The organism is Cupriavidus sp. YR651 (genome assembly GCF_900101625.1).
In the GTDB taxonomy this organism is placed as follows: Bacteria; Pseudomonadota; Gammaproteobacteria; order Burkholderiales; family Burkholderiaceae; genus Cupriavidus.
This window is the reverse complement of sequence record NZ_FMYZ01000003.1, coordinates 476542-492167: the sequence shown is the minus strand read 5'-3', so window position 1 is coordinate 492167 and position 15626 is coordinate 476542. Positions and strand designations below refer to the sequence as shown.

General features: G+C 67.1%; 15 protein-coding genes. 8 read left to right on the top strand and 7 right to left on the bottom strand.

The window, feature by feature from the left end; translation table 11 throughout:
- Positions 1-17 precede the first annotated feature (17 nt).
- A complete protein-coding gene (locus tag BLR29_RS32830; protein ID WP_255371199.1) occupies positions 18-149 on the top strand; it encodes a hypothetical protein in 132 nt (43 codons plus the stop codon).
- Entirely contained in the window at positions 146-2182 is a 2037-nt protein-coding gene (locus BLR29_RS11945; RefSeq protein WP_092137164.1) for a hybrid sensor histidine kinase/response regulator, read from the top strand. Before BLR29_RS32830 ends, BLR29_RS11945 begins: the two co-directional genes overlap by 4 nt.
- A gap of 338 nt (positions 2183-2520) precedes the next feature.
- Here the strand turns inward: BLR29_RS11945 and BLR29_RS11940 are convergent, their stop codons facing one another.
- Positions 2521-3453, bottom strand: a complete 933-nt coding sequence (locus BLR29_RS11940) for a LysR family transcriptional regulator (protein WP_092137163.1) — start codon at positions 3451-3453, stop codon at positions 2521-2523.
- Positions 3454-3592: 139 nt separating this feature from the next.
- Between BLR29_RS11940 and BLR29_RS11935 the strand changes: the two genes are divergently transcribed.
- The 4 genes from BLR29_RS11935 to BLR29_RS11920 are packed head-to-tail and all read left to right on the top strand — an operon-like array spanning position 3593 to position 7668.
- On the top strand, positions 3593-4558 hold the full coding sequence (locus BLR29_RS11935) for a tripartite tricarboxylate transporter substrate binding protein (protein ID WP_092137162.1): 966 nt from the start codon (positions 3593-3595) through the stop codon (positions 4556-4558).
- Between the two features lie 58 nt (positions 4559-4616).
- Entirely contained in the window at positions 4617-5657 is a 1041-nt protein-coding gene (locus tag BLR29_RS11930) for a Bug family tripartite tricarboxylate transporter substrate binding protein (protein ID WP_255371198.1), read from the top strand.
- Positions 5658-5690: 33 nt separating this feature from the next.
- Complete coding sequence (locus tag BLR29_RS11925) at positions 5691-6755, top strand: isocitrate/isopropylmalate dehydrogenase family protein (RefSeq protein WP_092137161.1); 1065 nt, start codon at positions 5691-5693, stop codon at positions 6753-6755.
- 4 nt (positions 6756-6759) lie between these two features.
- Positions 6760-7668, top strand: a complete 909-nt coding sequence (locus tag BLR29_RS11920; RefSeq protein WP_255371197.1) for an amidohydrolase family protein — start codon at positions 6760-6762, stop codon at positions 7666-7668.
- Positions 7669-7823: 155 nt separating this feature from the next.
- Here the strand turns inward: BLR29_RS11920 and BLR29_RS11915 are convergent, their stop codons facing one another.
- The 6 genes from BLR29_RS11915 to BLR29_RS11890 form a co-directional block, all read right to left on the bottom strand.
- Positions 7824-8885: a porin gene (locus BLR29_RS11915; protein WP_092137160.1), complete on the bottom strand. Its 1062-nt coding sequence runs from the start codon at positions 8883-8885 to the stop codon at positions 7824-7826.
- A gap of 213 nt (positions 8886-9098) precedes the next feature.
- The gene (locus BLR29_RS11910; RefSeq protein WP_092137159.1) at positions 9099-9857 is read right to left on the bottom strand and encodes an ABC transporter substrate-binding protein; all 759 of its coding nucleotides are present in this window, start codon (positions 9855-9857) and stop codon (positions 9099-9101) included.
- A 25-nt stretch (positions 9858-9882) separates the two neighbouring features.
- Entirely contained in the window at positions 9883-10638 is a 756-nt protein-coding gene (locus tag BLR29_RS11905; protein ID WP_092137158.1) for an MBL fold metallo-hydrolase, read from the bottom strand.
- Positions 10639-10641: 3 nt separating this feature from the next.
- Entirely contained in the window at positions 10642-11616 is a 975-nt protein-coding gene (locus tag BLR29_RS11900) for a Bug family tripartite tricarboxylate transporter substrate binding protein (protein WP_092137157.1), read from the bottom strand.
- A 37-nt stretch (positions 11617-11653) separates the two neighbouring features.
- On the bottom strand, positions 11654-12706 hold the full coding sequence (locus BLR29_RS11895; protein ID WP_092137156.1) for an Ldh family oxidoreductase: 1053 nt from the start codon (positions 12704-12706) through the stop codon (positions 11654-11656).
- A 52-nt stretch (positions 12707-12758) separates the two neighbouring features.
- Positions 12759-13703 carry a Bug family tripartite tricarboxylate transporter substrate binding protein gene (locus BLR29_RS11890; protein ID WP_092137326.1) on the bottom strand — a complete coding sequence of 315 codons (945 nt, stop codon included), beginning with the start codon at positions 13701-13703 and terminating at the stop codon, positions 12759-12761.
- Between the two features lie 276 nt (positions 13704-13979).
- Here BLR29_RS11890 and BLR29_RS11885 point away from each other — a divergent pair, with 276 nt between their 5' ends.
- Positions 13980-14903, top strand: a complete 924-nt coding sequence (locus BLR29_RS11885; protein WP_092137155.1) for a LysR family transcriptional regulator — start codon at positions 13980-13982, stop codon at positions 14901-14903.
- Between the two features lie 281 nt (positions 14904-15184).
- Positions 15185-15433: a hypothetical protein gene (locus BLR29_RS32410; RefSeq protein WP_176860925.1), complete on the top strand. Its 249-nt coding sequence runs from the start codon at positions 15185-15187 to the stop codon at positions 15431-15433.
- The last annotated feature ends 193 nt before the right edge of the window (positions 15434-15626 follow it).

The window sequence follows — 15626 nt, the reverse complement described above, 5'->3', positions numbered from 1 at the left end:
GCACCCGGTGCCTGTCGATGCGCCAGGTGACGCATCGCGACCCCATCGCCGCCAATTACGTCGCCAATTACGTCGCCGATTGCGCCGCCGGTTGCGCCGTGTCCCACGCCATCCCTATCGCGGCCGCCGATGCCGCCTGCCAGCCATGAACGCCTCGTCCGCCAATCCTTCATCCCGGCGCCCGCTCATCCTCAATGTGGAGGATCGCGAGGGTCCGCGCTACGTCAAGGGCCGGATCCTGCAGCGCGCCAGTTTCTCGGTCCTGGAGGCGTCGAACGGCCAGACCGCGTTGTCGCTGATCCGGCAGCATGCGCCGGATCTGGTGCTGCTGGGCATGCGGCTGCCGGACATCGACGGACTGGAAGTCTGCCGCCTGATCAAGGCGGACCCACAGACCGCCGGCACATTGGTCCTGCTGACCTCCCCGGGGGTGGCGGATTCGCACCGCCGCGTGCAGGCGCTCAACGGCGGCGCCGACGCCTTCATGATGGAACCGGCGGAGCCCGAGGAACTGGTGTCGAGCATCAACGCGCTGTTGCGCATGCGCGGTGCGGAGGACGCCAATCGCCGGACCTCGCAGGCCTTGCACGAGAATGAAGACCTGTTCCGCCAGTTGGCTGAGGCGCTGGCCGACGTCGTCTGGATCCTGGACCCGGCCACCCATCGCTTCCTGTTCGTCAGCCCGTCGTTCGCGTCGCTCTGGGGCCGGGCCGTGGAAGGGGTACTGCAAGACCCGCTGCGCTGGCTGGACTGGGTGCTGCCGGAAGAGCGCGCGCGCATGAGCGCCGGATGGCAGAGCATGCTGCGCGACGGCAAGCTCGATACGGCATTCCAGATCGAGCGGCCCAACGGCGAGATCCGCGAAGTCCACATGCGCGCCTTCCCCGTGCGCGGCGCGGACGGGCGATGCCTGCGCGTAGCCGGCATCTGCCAGGACGTGACGCACCACAACCGCGCGGAGCGCACGCTGCAAAACGAGGGACAGCGCAAGGACGAGTTCCTGGCGATGCTCGCTCACGAGCTGCGCAACCCGCTGGCACCGATGCGCAGCGCCGTGGACCTGCTGCAGCAGTGTTCCCCCACGCGGGAGGAGATGTTCCGTGCGCGCGACATCATCAGCCGGCAGCTTCATCACATGACGCGCCTGATGGATGATTTGCTGGACGTATCGCGCTTCAACCAGGGAAAGATCACGCTGCGACGGGACCTCGTGGAATTGCGCGGCGCGCTCAACACGGCCGTGGAAACCGTGCGGCCATTGCTGGAAGCACGCCATCACACGCTGCGGCTGTCGCTGCCCGAACAACCGTTGCCGATTCGCGGCGACATGATCCGGCTGACCCAGATCTTTGCGAACCTGCTGCACAACGCGGCCAAGTACACCCCCGAAGGCGGAACGCTGGCGGTCGAGGCCACGGCCAGCGACGGCAAGGTCATCGTCCGGGTCAGCGACAACGGCACGGGCTTGTCACCGGCATTGCGCCGGCAGCTTTTCGATCCGCTGGCGCCGCCCGACATTGGCAGCGATCCGGCCACGCAGCCGGGCGCCAGTCAGTATGCCGGGGCGGAACATGACGACCGCGATGCCGCGCCGGCCCCTCCGGCCGATGCGGTCACGGACCCCGACAACGCCTCCGCGCGCGAAGGCGCGGGCATTGGCCTGACCCTCGTCCAGAAACTGGTCGGGCTGCATGGCGGCCGCGTCAGCGCCGAGAGCCCGGGCCGCAACCTGGGCAGCACCTTCATCGTGGAACTGCCGGTGGAACCCTGGCAGAACTGGCATCCGCCCACCAGCAAGGCGCGGCCGCAGGCCGGCACGCCTCACACGATCATGCTGGTCGACGATAACGTCGATGCGCTGGAAGCCATGACCATGACGCTGGAGACGCTGGGCCACAAGGTCGTCACCGCGCCGGACGGACAGAGTGCCGTGGCGCGCGCGGCGAGCGTTCGGCCGGATGTGGTCCTGCTGGATCTGGGCATGCCCGCCATGGACGGCTTTGAAACCGCGCGCCGGCTGCGCGAAATTCCCGAGCTACGCCACGCGCGGCTGGTGGCCCTGACCGGATTCGGCCAGCCCGACGACCGGCGGCGCACCCAGGCGGCCGGCTTCGACCTGCATCTGGTCAAGCCGGCCGACCTGGACGCGCTGACGCGCCTGCTGGATGAACTCGACGCCTGAACCCGGCACCTGAACCCGAAACGGATACGCACTTCCGGACCCGCCTACCCATGCACATCACACCCGAACCCGACATCATCCCGCCGAAGCCGGAGTCCCCGCCGCCCGAGCCGCCGCCGGGCGCGCCGGAACCGATCAGCGATCCCCCGCCGGGCGACATGCCCCCGCCTCCGCCACAACGGGCGTGAGAAAAGCCCCGTGCCGCGCGTTATCCGGAAGGGCGCCATCAGCTTCGGCCTGGTCTACCTCCCCGTGCTGCTCAAGCCTTCGACGTGCGCCAACGTGCTCGACCTGGACCTGCCGGGCAATCGGGACATGGCGCCGGTGAGCACATTGCGTCATCGACCGTTGTTCACCTTGCCACGGCCTTTCCGCCGCGCATCGCCGGCATAGGACGCCACCAGCAGGTCATGAAACGCCTGCGCCGCAGGGGTCAGTGGCCGGCCGCGGCGGCGGGTCACGCCAATGGTCCGCGCAATCTCGGGTTCGACCAGCGGAATGCTGACCAGGCTTGCCTGCGCGTGCTCCGGCACCGCGAAGCGCGGCACGGCGCCCACGCCGATGCCCTTTTCGATCAGGCTGACCAGCGCGGGCACGTGCCGTACCTCGCACGTCCAGCTGGGCCGGGCCGTCACGGTCGACAACGCCTGGTCGATCAGCATGCGGTTACCGCTGCCCGGCGCCAGCGTCACGCACTCATGCTCCGCCAGCTCCGTCCACGTGACTTTGCGCCGCCGCGCCAGCGGATGGTCCGGACGGCAGGCCAGCACGAAGGTCTCCTCGATCAGCGGCTCGAACTCCAGGTCCGGTTCGTGGGTGCCGAGGTAGCTGACACCGAAGTCTGCCTCCGAGCGCGCTACCGCCAGCAGGATCTCGGCCGCGGTCTCGTCGATCAGGCGCACGTGGATACGCGGGTACTGGCGATGGAACTCCCGAACCACGTCCGCCAGGAAATTGCCCACTGCTGACGGGATGCAGGCGACCGACACCTGCCCGTACAGCCGGTCCGACAAGTCCATCATCCCGAGTAGCGCGCTCTCCAGTTCGTTCATCACGTGACGTGCCTTGGGGATGAAGCTGCGCCCCATGGCATTCAACTCCACCTTGCGCGTGGTGCGCTCGAACAGGCGGAAGCCCAGCGCCTGCTCCAGCTTGTCCACGCGGCGGGACAGCGCGGGCTGGGAGATATGGAGCGCCACCGAGGCCGCCCGGAAGCTCCCCAGGTCCGCAACCGCGACAAACGCGCGGAGGTCAGCGAGATCGAAATTCATTCACTTTCGGCATCAATTAATAGGATATTTGCAATTTACAGCAAATTGGTCCTGGCGGATCATTGCGCAAGCCGGAAGCCAGCGAGGCGTCAACGCATCAATGCCTTGTCGGCAGGACAACAAGAAATCGGAGACATCCATGCTCACCCTGCTTCGCGGCACGCTGGCCGCGTTGGCCGCATTGCCGCTGCTGGCCACGGCGCAACCCAACTACCCTGCCCGCCCGATCACGCTGATCGTGCCGTTTGCCGCGGGTGGCGGCACCGACAGCATCGCGCGGGACATCGCCAAGAACATGGCGGACCGCCTGCACCAGCCGGTGGTCATCGACAACCGTGGCGGCGCCGGTGGCGCGCTGGGCGCGGACATGGTGGCGAAGGCGAAGCCGGACGGCTACACGCTGCTGTTCGCCACCTCCACCTTTGCGACCAACGCGGCGATCGAGGCCAGGCTGCCTTATAACCCGGTCAAGGACTTCAGTCCCGTGGCGATGATCGGTCGCGGTCCGCTGCTCGTGGTGACGTCGAAAGAACTCGGCGTAAAGAATGTGAGCCAGTTGATCGCCGCGGCCAAGGCACGGCCCGAGGGCCTGAACTTTTGCTCGGCGGGCAATGGCAGCATCAACCACCTGGCCGGCGAGATGTTCCGCCAGAAGGTGGGCCTGAACATGACGCACGTGCCGTTCAAGGGCAGCGGCCCGGCCACCGTGGAACTGCTGGCCGGCCGCATCGATGTGTTCTTTGCCACCGTGCCGACCATCCTGTCCTATGTGCACGCCGGCAAGGTGCCGGTGCTGGCGGTGACGAGCGCCCGGCGCTCCGCGCTGTTCCCCAATGTGCCGACGATGGCGGAAGCTGGCGTGCCCGGCCTGGACATCACGACGTGGTGGGGCGTGCTGGCGCCCGCCAATACCCCCGCGCAGATCGTCGACGCGCTGAACCGCGCGGTCAACGACGCCGCCGCCGCGGAACCGGTCAAGGCGCGACTGGTGCAGGAAGGCGCCGACGCGGTGCGGTTGACGCCGGCCGCCTTCGGCCGGGAACTGAACAAGGAACTCGCGCTCTGGCGTGGCGTGGCCAGCAACCCTGGCATGCAGTTGAAGTGAAGGCTGGCCCCGCGTGGTTTCAGGATCTACGGATTTACAGCAATTGAGGAGACATCGATTGAACGACACTACCCCCCACGCTTCGGGATCCCTTGCCGGGCTGCTTTCCGGGTCCGCCGGCGCCATTGACCGTCGCGGCTTCCTGCGCGCCGGCACGGCCGCGCTGGCCTCTGGCGTGCTCGGCAATGCGTGGGCCGCCGACTACCCAGCCAAGCCCATTACCGTGGTCGTCCCTTATGCGCCCGGTGGGCAGGGCGACGTGTTTGCGCGCCTGATCGGCGAGCGCCTGTCCCGCGTGATCGGGCAGCCGGTGATCGTGGACAACCGTCCGGGCGCGAGCGGCGCGCTGGGCACACGCATGGTGGCGCGCGCCAGCGCCGACGGCTACACCCTGCTGCTCGGCCAGACCGGCGAGATCGCCGTCAATGGCTCCGCGATGAAGACGCCGGGCTACGACACGCTGAAGGACTTCCGCCCCGTCGCGCTGGCCGGCAATGCGCCGCTGATCATGGTGGCGCCCGCGAGCGCACCGTTCAACAGCATTGGCGAACTGCTGCAGGCCGCGCGCGCCAAACCGGGCAGCATCTCCTACGCATCCTCGGGCACCGCGACGCCGGGCCACCTGGCGGCGGCCGCGCTGGCCATCGGCACGAAGACCGAGATGATCCACGTGCCGTACAAGGGCGCGGGCCAGGCGATCACCGACCTGATGGGCGGCCAGGTGCAGTTCTTCTTCTCCAGCGCCTCCGCGATCATGCCCCACCTCAAGGGCGGCAAGATCAAGCCGCTGGCCGTGGCCACACCAAAGCGCATGGCCGCGCTGCCGCAGGTGCCCACGGTGGCGGAGACGGTCATGCCCGGCTTTGCATTCAGCCTGTGGGGCGGCTACTTCGCGCCGCACGGGACACCGGACGCCGTGGTGACCCGGCTCAATACCGAGATCAACAAGATCATCGCCGAGCCACAGGTCCGCGCGCGTTTCGAGGCGGACGGCAGCGCCGTGGAGCCGCTGTCGCCGGCTCGCTTCGATGCGTTCGTCCGCGCCGAGATCCAGAAATTCGCGCAGCTCGTCAAGCAGACGGGTGCGCATATCGAATAGCACGCAACGCTCACTCTTATCCAGGAATCCAACATGAAAATCGTAGTTCTTCCCGGCGACGGCATCGGCCCCGAGACCATGGCCGCCACGCTCGAGGTTCTTGATGCCGCGTCGGCGCGCTTCAACCTGGGGCTGGAATATGACCACGACGTGGCCGGCCACGACAGCCTGCAGCGCCACGGCGCCACCGTCACGCCGGCACTGCTGGAGAAGGTCAAGGCGGCCGACGGCCTGATGCTCGGCCCGATGGCCACCTATGACTTCAAGGACGAAGCCAAGGGCGAGATCAACCCGTCCAAGTTCTTCCGCAAGGAACTGGACCTGTACGCCAACATCCGCCCGTCGCGCACCTACAAGGGCCTGACGCATCGCGCGGCGTCGGACTTCGACCTGGTGGTGGTGCGCGAGAACACCGAGGGGTTCTACGCCGACCGCAATATCGAGTCGGGCGGCAGCGAGATGCTGATTACGCCGGACGTAGTGGTGTCCCTGCGCCGCATCACGCGCCTGTGCTGCGAGCGCATTGCGCGGTCCGCCTTCGAGCTGGCCATGACGCGCAAGAAACACGTCAGCATCGTGCACAAGGCCAACGTGCTGAAGATTGGCGATGGCATGTTCATCGACATGTGCCACCAGGTGGCGAAGGAGTTTCCGGAGGTCCAGGTCGACGACTTCATCGTGGACGCGATGATGGCGCACGTGGTGCGCGCGCCGCAGCGCTTCGACGTGATTGTCACCACCAACATGTTTGGCGACATCCTGTCCGACCTGACCGCCGAACTGTCCGGCAGCCTGGGCCTGGGCGGGTCGCTGAACGCCGGACGCGAGCACGCGATGGGCCAGGCCGCCCATGGGTCCGCCCCGGACATTGCCGGCCAGGACATTGCCAACCCGTTCTCCCTGATCCTGTCCGCTGCCCAGTTGCTTGGCTGGCACGGCCAGCGCAAGAACCAGCCGGCCTTCCTGGCGGCGGCGCACGCGATGGACGAGGCGCTGGTCGCCGCGGTACAGGCCGGCGAGGTCACGCGCGATGTTGGCGGCAATCTGGGCACGGCGGCCACGGGCCGGGCCTTTGCGCAACGGTTGCTGAAGGCCTGACACCATGGTCGGGGACATCACGAACGGTGCCGGCGTCATGGCCGGCATGGGGATGCCGCCGGGCGCGTGCGACTGCCATACGCATGTGATCGGCCCGCGCGCCGCGTACCCGATGGTCGAGGACCGGCACTACACGCCGGGCCCGGCCTCGCACGAGGACCTGCTGGCCCACCTGTCCCGCCAGGGACTGCAGCGCGTGGTGATCGTGCAACCGAGCGTCTACGGCACGGACAACCGCTGCATGCTGGAGAGTCTCGACCGCCTGGTGGGCGCCGGCCGAGGTGTCGCCGTGGTGGACGACAGTATCGACGTCAGCGCGATGCGCGACATGCATCGGCGTGGCGTGCGCGGCCTGCGCATCAATATGGAGAGCGCGGGCCTGCGCAACGCGGATGCCACGTATGCCATGCTCGAGCGCTGGGCCAACCGCGTCGCACCGTTCGGCTGGCACCTGCAGTTGTACGCGGCGCTCGACGTCGTCGCGGCGCTGGCCGAGCGGCTCGTGCAGTTGCCAGTACCGGTGGTGATCGACCATTTTTCGATGGTGCCGGCCACGATGCCCCATGACGATCCGCGGGCCGTGGCCTTGCTGGCATTGCTGCGATCGGGCAATGCCTATATCAAGCTGTCGGCGCCCTATCGGCTGGACATCGATAGCCTGGTGGGCGATGCCGCCAGCCAGGCTATCGCCGCCTGGGCGGGGGCCTTCCTGCGGGTGGCGCCGGCGCGCGTGCTGTGGGCCAGCGACTGGCCCCATACGGGGCGCGATCCCGGCAAGGCCGCGCACGAGGTCAGCCGCTACCGCGTGCTGCCAGACGGCATGCTGGCCCGCACGATTGCCGACTGGTTTCCCACGCCGGCACTGCGGCAGCAGGTACTGGCGGACAATCCCGCGCGCCTCTACGGTTTCTGAGCGGCACGGCGCGACTGCCGCGAGCTGAACGACTGGAGCGACTGGAGCGACTGGCATGACGCCAGACGACTGATCGATCCATGCGTGCCCTGACCGGGCCACATCGCTTGAAAGGAGGGCTGGCAAGACTTGCCGGCCCTCCTTTCTTTTATCGATCAGAAGTTGTGCCGCAAGCCCAGCGTGCTGCCGATCTTGCCACCGACCACGCCCTGCGACTTCAGCAGCGTGTAGGCGCCGGCGATGCGGTTGTAGTCCACTTCCAGGTAGGCCGTGGTCCGCTTGGAGAAGTAGTAGTCGATGATGCCGTAGGCGGTGGAACGGCTGCCGCCGGGGTCGCGCTGCCAGTCGCGGAAGCCGCCGACGCCGACGCGCCAGGCGGCATTGGGGCTATAGCTGAAGCCCGCGATGGCGACATCGTTGCGTACATCGGCCGTGCGGTAGCGAACACCCATGTAGCCGAGCGTTGCCTTGAACGGTCCGAAGCCATACCCGCCGCCGAGCCCCCATACGTTGCGCGTTTCCTTGCCGTCGGCGCTGTTCAGGCTGGCGAACGTGCCCGCCACCTTGGCACCCCCACCCTCGTAGGACAGCGCCACGCCACCGCCCGAATTGGCGCGCGAGTTGCCGGCGGTCTCGCCAAACGCGTAGTCGGCGCCCAGCCGGAAGCCGCCGAAGCTTTTCTCGTACTTGACCGCGTTGTCCTGGCGGTTGCCGGTGTAGTTGGCGGCGATGATCAGCGTGTCCAGGTTCGGGTTGCCAAATATCTGCGCGTTGGCCATAGCCTGGTAGGCCACCGAGTACTGGCGGCCAAGCGACAGCGCGCCATAGCGGCTATCCATCCCCACGAATGCCTGCCGGCCGAACAGCCGGCCCTGCCCGTTGGTCGAGACCTGCGTGTAGCCGGCGCTGGCGCTGCTCTGCAGCGAGTTGCCGGTGCCCATGTCCATGCCGGCTTCGAGCTCGAAGAACGCGCTGGTGCCGCCACCCAGGTCTTCGGTGCCCCGCATGCCGAAGCGCGAGCCGAAGACCGGACCTTCCGACAATTCGAGCTTGCCGTTCCTGGCAGCATTGGCGTTGGTGGCATATCGGACGCCGGCGTCCAATATGCCCCAGAGCGAGACGTTGGATTGCGCGTGCACCGCGCCGCTGAAGCAGGTGGTAACACCGGCGATGACCAGCGGCACCAGCGGCCCCGGACAGGTAAAGCGTACCTTCATATGAACCCTTCCCTTTCTTGATTTGGCGTCCTTGCGGACGTGATGCCGGCTTTCTCCGGACAAAAGGCCGCCCGCACGCCATGGGCAGGCGTGTTGGCAGCAAGACGTGTGTAAGGTGGGTGCCACCGCCGCGGCGGCGATGCCTGCTGGCTCACAGGCATCGGCTGGCGGCGCGCCACCCGGGGCGCGCGCGGCGTGCGGCGCGGAGAAGTTCTACTGCGCGGGCGCCACCGATGCGCCGTGGATGTCGTGGCGCCTGAGGGCATCCGCGACGAAGCCGCTGGCCTTCATGTCTTCCACGAACTGGCGCAGTACCGCGACGGCAGCTTCGCTGCGCGCCTTGGGCAAGCCCATGGCTTGCTGGATGACCATGAAGCGACCCGGCAGCAGGCGCAGGCCGGGAATGCGCGCGGCATCGGCCTCCAGCTGCTGGCGCACGCCGGCCGCGACATCGAGTTGCTGGGAAACAAAGGTGTCGACCACGGTCGGCGACGTGGGCGCGCGCACGATCTCGGCGTGCTTCAGTTCACGCGTGAGATACAGGTCATACGCACTGCCCTTTCCGACCGTGACGCGCCGGCCCGGCTGGTCCACCTCCGCGTTGTCGCGCAGCGGTGATTCGTTGCGGACCAGGTAGGCGCCCTCGATCAGCACATACGGCGCGGTAAAGGCAATGCCCGCGCCGCGCACGGGGTCGATGGCGAAGAACCCGAAATCGGCCTGCTCGTTGGTGACCGCGTCGACGGACTTGCCGGCCGAGTCGAACACCTCCAGCGCGACGGGCACGCCGAGCCGGCGCGCGAACTCGCGTGCCAGGTCGATCGAGACGCCGAACGGCTGGCCTGCGGCATCGAGGTTGGCCAGGATGGGATTGCCGACGTTGATGGACGCGCGCAGGATGCCGCCGGGTGCCAGCTCGGTAACGACGTCAGGGGCGACAGTGCCCGGGAAACTTGAATTCAAGGTAGTCATGACTTGACCGCAGTGGTGGAGATCTCTAGTGCGGCGCGCAGCACAGATCGATTAACGTGGTTTGCTCAAGGCTTTCGGAGAACCAGGCAGCGATGGCCGCGCGCCGCTCGCCGATATATTCCGGCCGCCCGTTCTCATCGAGCCGCATGCTCAGGTCGTGGCCGGGAATCAGCACCGTGCCCGGCACCTGCTTCCAGTGGCGCCAGATGGTCTGCAGCGACTGCTCGCTGACCGCATGGTCCCCGCTGGCGTCCACGTGGCCCGACAGCAGCTCCGCGCGGTTCTTGGCGGCATCGCCGGTAAACAGCACGGGAATCTCGTTGGCCGTCAGGTGGAAGACCATGTGGCCCGGGGTATGGCCGGGCGCGTCGATGGCCCGCAGCCCGGGCAGGAATTCCTCGTCTCCGTGGATGCGCGTGACGCGGCTGGCGCTGGCCAGCTCCTTCACGTACAGCTCCGGCAGCGGATTGAACCCCGGCGGCTGGCTGGCGGCCCAGTGCAGCTCGTCGGCGCCGATCCACACGGTGGCCTGCGGGAACAACGTGAAGTTCACCGCGTGGTCGTAGTGCGCGTGGGTCAGCACCACGTCCGTGACAGCCTCCGGGGCGACGCCGTGTGCCTTCAGCTGTTTGCCCAGCTCGCGGCGCACGCCGAACGCACCGACGTCGAGCAGGATGGTGCGGCCGTGGCCGCGCAGCAGCGTCACCGTGCTCCAGCCCAGGCCGCCGTGGCAGACAGCCTTGCCGGGAAAGCCCTGGATCAACACATCGATTTGGTACATGGCTTAGTCCGCTTTGATGTTGGCGTCCTTGATCAGCTTTGCGTACATCGCCGATTCGGACCGGATGACCTTAGCGAACTCCGCCGGCGAGCTGCCGACCAGTTCATTGCCGCCCTCGGTCACCAGCCGCCGGATCACATCCGGGGACTTGAGGGCCTGCACCACAGCCTGGTGCAGGCGTTCGATAATGGCGGGGTCGGTCCTGGCGGGCACCATCAGGCCCTGGAACTGCGTGATATCGAAGCCCTTGTAGCCGATCTCGCTCATCGTCGGCACCTCGGGCAGCCCGGCCGCGCGCCGGGTGCCCGACACCGCGAACGCGCGCAACTTGCCGCCGGCGATCTGCGGCACCGTGGTGACCACGGTATCGAACGTGAACGACAGCTGACCGCCCAGCAGATCCGCCAGCGCCGGCGCGCTGCCCTTGTACGGTACGTGCGTGAGCTGGGTACCGGTCATCGTGCCGAACAGCTCGCCGGCCAGGTGGCCGCCGCCGCCGATACCGGTGGAACCGTAGCTCAGCTTGCCGGGGCTGGCCTTGGCCATGCGGATCAGATCCTGCACATTCCGGATCGGCGAATTCTTTGCCACCACCAGCGCGTACTGATAGGTGGTGATCTGGCTGACCGGGGCCAGGTCCTTGATGGGGTCGTACGGGACCTTGGCGTACAGCGATGGGTTGACCACGATCGGGCCGCTGGCCACCAGCAACAAGGTGTAGCCATCCGGCGCGGCCTTGGCCACCGCGTCGGTGCCGATGTTGCCGTTGGCCCCGCCACGGTTTTCCACGACCACAGGCACACCCAGCGTCTCCGCCATCTTCTGCCCGACCACGCGCGCGGTAATGTCCGCCGCGCCACCAGCCGCGTATGGCACCACCATACGGATCGGCTTGTTGGGATAGGCCTGCGGTTGTGCCTCGACGGCACCGCTCAGGACGGCGCCGCCCAGCAGCGCCAGAATGGCCGCTTTCTTCATCGATGTCTCCGGATCTTCTTTTAGCGAGTGTTGTGGATCAGGCCATGACGCGGCCGGCGTGGTGCTTCAGCAGCGCGATGACGGCGGGGTCCAGCGCGATGCCCTCGGCACGCTGGCGCGCCATGTTGGACAGCTCGATTTCGCCGGGCACGATCACCGGCTTGCCGGCCTCCGCGGCGGGGCTTGCGTGCAGGATGGCGGCGAAGTCCTTCATGCGGTCGGCCAGCCATTCCGTGGAGCCCAGGCGGCGCGTATCGATCAGGATGAAGAAGTGGCCGAGGTTCTGCGGCTCGTCCGGTGCGTCCACCCACGACTTCACGTGTGTCAGGTAGGCCGCGTTGGACAGCAGGCCCGCGAACAGGTCCACCAGCAGCGCCAGGCCATAGCCCTTGTGGCCGCCGATGGGCAGCAGGAAGCCATCCAGCGCGGCGCGGGCATCCGTGGTCCGGCGGCCATCCTTGTCCGTGGCCCAGGTATCCGGAATGGGCTCGCCAGCCTTCAGCGCGTTGCGGATCTTGGCGCGTGCCACCACGCTCATCGCCATGTCCAGCATGAAGTGCGCACCATTGGAGCCCGGCACGCCGAAGCCCAGCGGGCTGTTGCCCAGGCGCGCGTCGCTGCCGCCCCACGGCGCGATGGTGGTGGTGGCGTTGCTGCCGATCATGCTGGCAAAACCCGCCTCGGCGGCCATATGGCTGTACGGCGAGATCGGCCCGAAATGGTTGCTGCCGCGCGCGAGCGCCATGCCGATGCCGCATTCCGCCGCCACTTCCATGGCCGCGCGCAGCGCGTGCATGCCGACCAGGGGGCCGACGCCGTTGCCACCATCCACCTTGACCAGCGCGGGGGCCACGCGGTCGACCTTGATCTCGGGACGCGCGGCAATGCCGCCGACATCCAGGCGCTCGCCATAGGATTCCACGCGGCTCAGGCCGTGCGTGCTCAGGCCAAACAGGTCGGCCATCACAAGGATGTCGACCACATCCCCGGCATCCGCCGCAGTCAGCCCGAGGCCCTGGAACGCCTGGCGGCCCAGTTCGCGGAGCGCTGCTTCCGGCATGGTGATCCGGTTGTCGGTACGTGCATTCATAGTGCTATCCAGATTGATAGAAAGAAGACTTGAGAGGGACAAAGCGAAGCGTCTAGTTGGCCTTCACGTGGGCACTGCGCACCACGTCGCCCCAGCGCTTCTGTTCGGTCCGAATGAACCTGGCGAAGGCCTCGGGCCCCTGCCCGACGGCCGTGCTGGAGTCCTCCGCCAGCCGCTGCCGCACCGCCGGGCTGCCGAGCGCCTTGAGCGCTTCCGCGTGCAGGCGCTCGATCACCGGGGCCGGTGTATTGGCGGGCACCATCAGGCCGAACCACTGGGAACTCTCGAAGCCCGGATAGCCCTGCTCCGCCACGGTGGGCACATCGGGAATCGCCGGCAGACGCTCGGCCGATCCCACCGCAAGGATGTGCAGCTTGCCGGCCTTCACATGGGGCAGGAAGCCGGGCAAGCCAGCGGAGGCGGCATCGATATTACCGGCCAGCAGGTCGGTCATCTGGGCGCCGGTGCCCTTGTAGGGCACGTGGACCAGGTCCGCGTGCGCGGTGACCTTCAGCATCTCGAAGGCCAGATGGCCGGCGCTGCCGTTACCCGCCGATCCGTAGGTCAGCACGCCGGGTTTCGCCTTCGCCAGCGAGAGGAATGCGGGCAACGAGCCGGCGCGGACATTCGGGCCGACGGCAAACACCATCGGCACCTTGGCCAGCAGCGTCACCGGCATGAAATCCTTCAACGGGTCGTATGGCAGCTTCGGCATCATGGCCGGATTGACCGCCAGCGTGCCCACGTGGCCGAGCACCATCGTGTAGCCGTCCGGCGCCGACCGCGCGGCGTCCTGCATCGCAATCAAGCCCTGCCCGCCGCCCTTGTTGTCGACGATGACCTGCTGGCCGAGTCCCCTGGACATCTCGGCTGCGATGGAACGCGCGATCACGTCGGAACTGCCGCCCGGGCCATAGGGCACGATCAGGCGGATCGGCTTGGCGGGCGCCCAGGCCTGAAGCGGTCCCTGGGGCTGCGCCGTGGCGGGCAGCGCCATCCATGCGACGGCCGTCAGCAGGCTCGACAGGAGGTTGCGGCGGCGTTGCGGCGACGACAGTCCGCTCAGGCAGTGCTGTCGCAGGGAAGGCAGGATATTGAGACGGCGTTGAACGCGCTCGATTTGCATGTCGATCATCTTTCAAGATGGATGCGAGGTCATCCCGGGTGCCCGTGGGCGCTGTCTCCGTGCCTCGCCGTTTTTCGATGCGCAATGATCGGATCGCATTGTTTCCGTGTAAAGTGCAAAAATCCGATTGATTCTTGCGTTTGACACATGAATTTTGACCTCGCGGATTTGCGTGCCTTCCTGTCGGTGGCGGACCTTGGCAGTTTCCGTGCCGCATCGGAAGTGCTTTTCCTCTCCCAGTCCGCGCTGTCACGCCGCGTGGACAAGCTGGAGGAAGCGCTGGGCGTGGAGCTGTTTACCCGCACCACGCGCAAGGTCGAGCTGACCACGGTGGGCCGCGCGTTCGTCCACAAGGCACGCAATGTGCTGAACGAACTGGAAGGCGCCATGCTCGGCATCCGCGACGTGGCCGAACGCCTCTCCGGCGAGGTCACCTTCGCGTGCGTGCCCTCGGCCGTCGGCTATTTCCTGCCCTCGGTCGTCGAGGAATACCACCGGCGCTACCCCCGCATCCGCCTGCGCGTGATGGATGTCGCATCGGCCGATGTCCTGTTGGCGGTCACGCGCGGCGATGCCGACTTCGGCCTTACCTACATCGGCACGCAGGAAGCCGACATCGAATTCCTGGCACTGATGGAGGAGACCTTCGTCGTGGCCTGCAAGAGCGACCACCCGCTGGCCAGCCGCAAGAAACTGAACTGGTCGGAGCTCGGCGAGCACGACTACATCACGCTTGCCCAGGGCAGCGGCAACCGCTTCCTGATCGACCAGGCCCTGGCCCGGCTACCGGAACGGCCCCGCTGGTTCTGCGAGGTCCAGCACGTGCCCGCGCTGGTGAGCCTGGTGCAGGCGGGGATTGGCATCGGCGTGGTCCCCCGGATGGCGCTGCCGCCGGATGGCCACAAGGCACTGGCGGCGATTCCACTGTCGGATCCACGGGTGACACGGACGCTGGGATTGATTTCGAGACGCGGACGCGCGCTGCCGGCGGCGGCAAAACTGCTTTATGACTTGCTGGTGGCGTCGAAGGGGGGACTCAAGAAGGGAAAGGCTCGACGGGATGTGGCGTGAACAGGCTGGAGGCATTCCAGCGAGGGGACCCGTCCGCGAGACAAGCCCTGCAACGGCAAATCCGCTTGTGATGCCGTCACCACCGTCGCGCGGCATGTAAAAACACCGCACGGTTGTAAATCGGCACAAGGGAGATGACGGGAGGTGACGTGCATGCGTTACCTGCCCGGCCGGGAGATGCCATACCGCACACATTCCGGCTGTGGCACGCGGCTTGCACGGATAGCGGTGCGGCAGCCTCGCCGCGTAATGCAGACAGCAGCAGACAGCAGGAGACAGCAATGGGACAGCAGCAGCAAGGTAACCAATCCCAACCGGGCCAAAAGCAGCATGAGCAGCAGCAACCCGGCCAACGCGGTAACCAGCAAGGCGGCCAGCAGGATCAGCAACGTCAGCAAGGCGGCCAGATGGGCAACCAGGATCAACGCTCCGGCCAACCCCAGCAAGACACCGGCCGTCAGCAAGGACAGCAAGGACAGCAAGGCCAGCAAGGCAACAAGCAACAGCAGGACAAGAGCCGTCAGCAGTAACTGACGTAACCGACGGCCGGGTCCGGCACCTTTCGGTCTCGTGGCGACATCTCCACGGTTGTCGCGGCACGCCGCAGGTCAACGGCGTGCTTTCTGACACGGGCCCCGCCGGAGCATCCAAGAAGGGTGTTCCGGCGCCTGCATTCCGGCCAGTCTTTCCGGCCAGTCTTTCCGGCCACGCTTTCCGGCCACG

Bases quoted from the DNA above. Each gene is read 5' to 3' on its own strand.
- BLR29_RS32830 (WP_255371199.1), top strand. From the start codon at position 18: ATGCGCCAGGTGACGCATCGCGACCCCATCGCCGCCAATTACGTCGCC.
- BLR29_RS11945 (WP_092137164.1), top strand. From the start codon at position 146: ATGAACGCCTCGTCCGCCAATCCTTCATCCCGGCGCCCGCTCATCCTC.
- BLR29_RS11940 (WP_092137163.1), bottom strand. From the start codon at position 3,453: ATGAATTTCGATCTCGCTGACCTCCGCGCGTTTGTCGCGGTTGCGGAC.
- BLR29_RS11935 (WP_092137162.1), top strand. From the start codon at position 3,593: ATGCTCACCCTGCTTCGCGGCACGCTGGCCGCGTTGGCCGCATTGCCG.
- BLR29_RS11925 (WP_092137161.1), top strand. From the start codon at position 5,691: ATGAAAATCGTAGTTCTTCCCGGCGACGGCATCGGCCCCGAGACCATG.
- BLR29_RS11920 (WP_255371197.1), top strand. From the start codon at position 6,760: ATGGTCGGGGACATCACGAACGGTGCCGGCGTCATGGCCGGCATGGGG.
- BLR29_RS11915 (WP_092137160.1), bottom strand. From the start codon at position 8,885: ATGAAGGTACGCTTTACCTGTCCGGGGCCGCTGGTGCCGCTGGTCATC.
- BLR29_RS11910 (WP_092137159.1), bottom strand. From the start codon at position 9,857: ATGACTACCTTGAATTCAAGTTTCCCGGGCACTGTCGCCCCTGACGTC.
- BLR29_RS11905 (WP_092137158.1), bottom strand. From the start codon at position 10,638: ATGTACCAAATCGATGTGTTGATCCAGGGCTTTCCCGGCAAGGCTGTC.
- BLR29_RS11900 (WP_092137157.1), bottom strand. From the start codon at position 11,616: ATGAAGAAAGCGGCCATTCTGGCGCTGCTGGGCGGCGCCGTCCTGAGC.
- BLR29_RS11895 (WP_092137156.1), bottom strand. From the start codon at position 12,706: ATGAATGCACGTACCGACAACCGGATCACCATGCCGGAAGCAGCGCTC.
- BLR29_RS11890 (WP_092137326.1), bottom strand. From the start codon at position 13,703: ATGGCGCTGCCCGCCACGGCGCAGCCCCAGGGACCGCTTCAGGCCTGG.
- BLR29_RS11885 (WP_092137155.1), top strand. From the start codon at position 13,980: ATGAATTTTGACCTCGCGGATTTGCGTGCCTTCCTGTCGGTGGCGGAC.
- BLR29_RS32410 (WP_176860925.1), top strand. From the start codon at position 15,185: ATGGGACAGCAGCAGCAAGGTAACCAATCCCAACCGGGCCAAAAGCAG.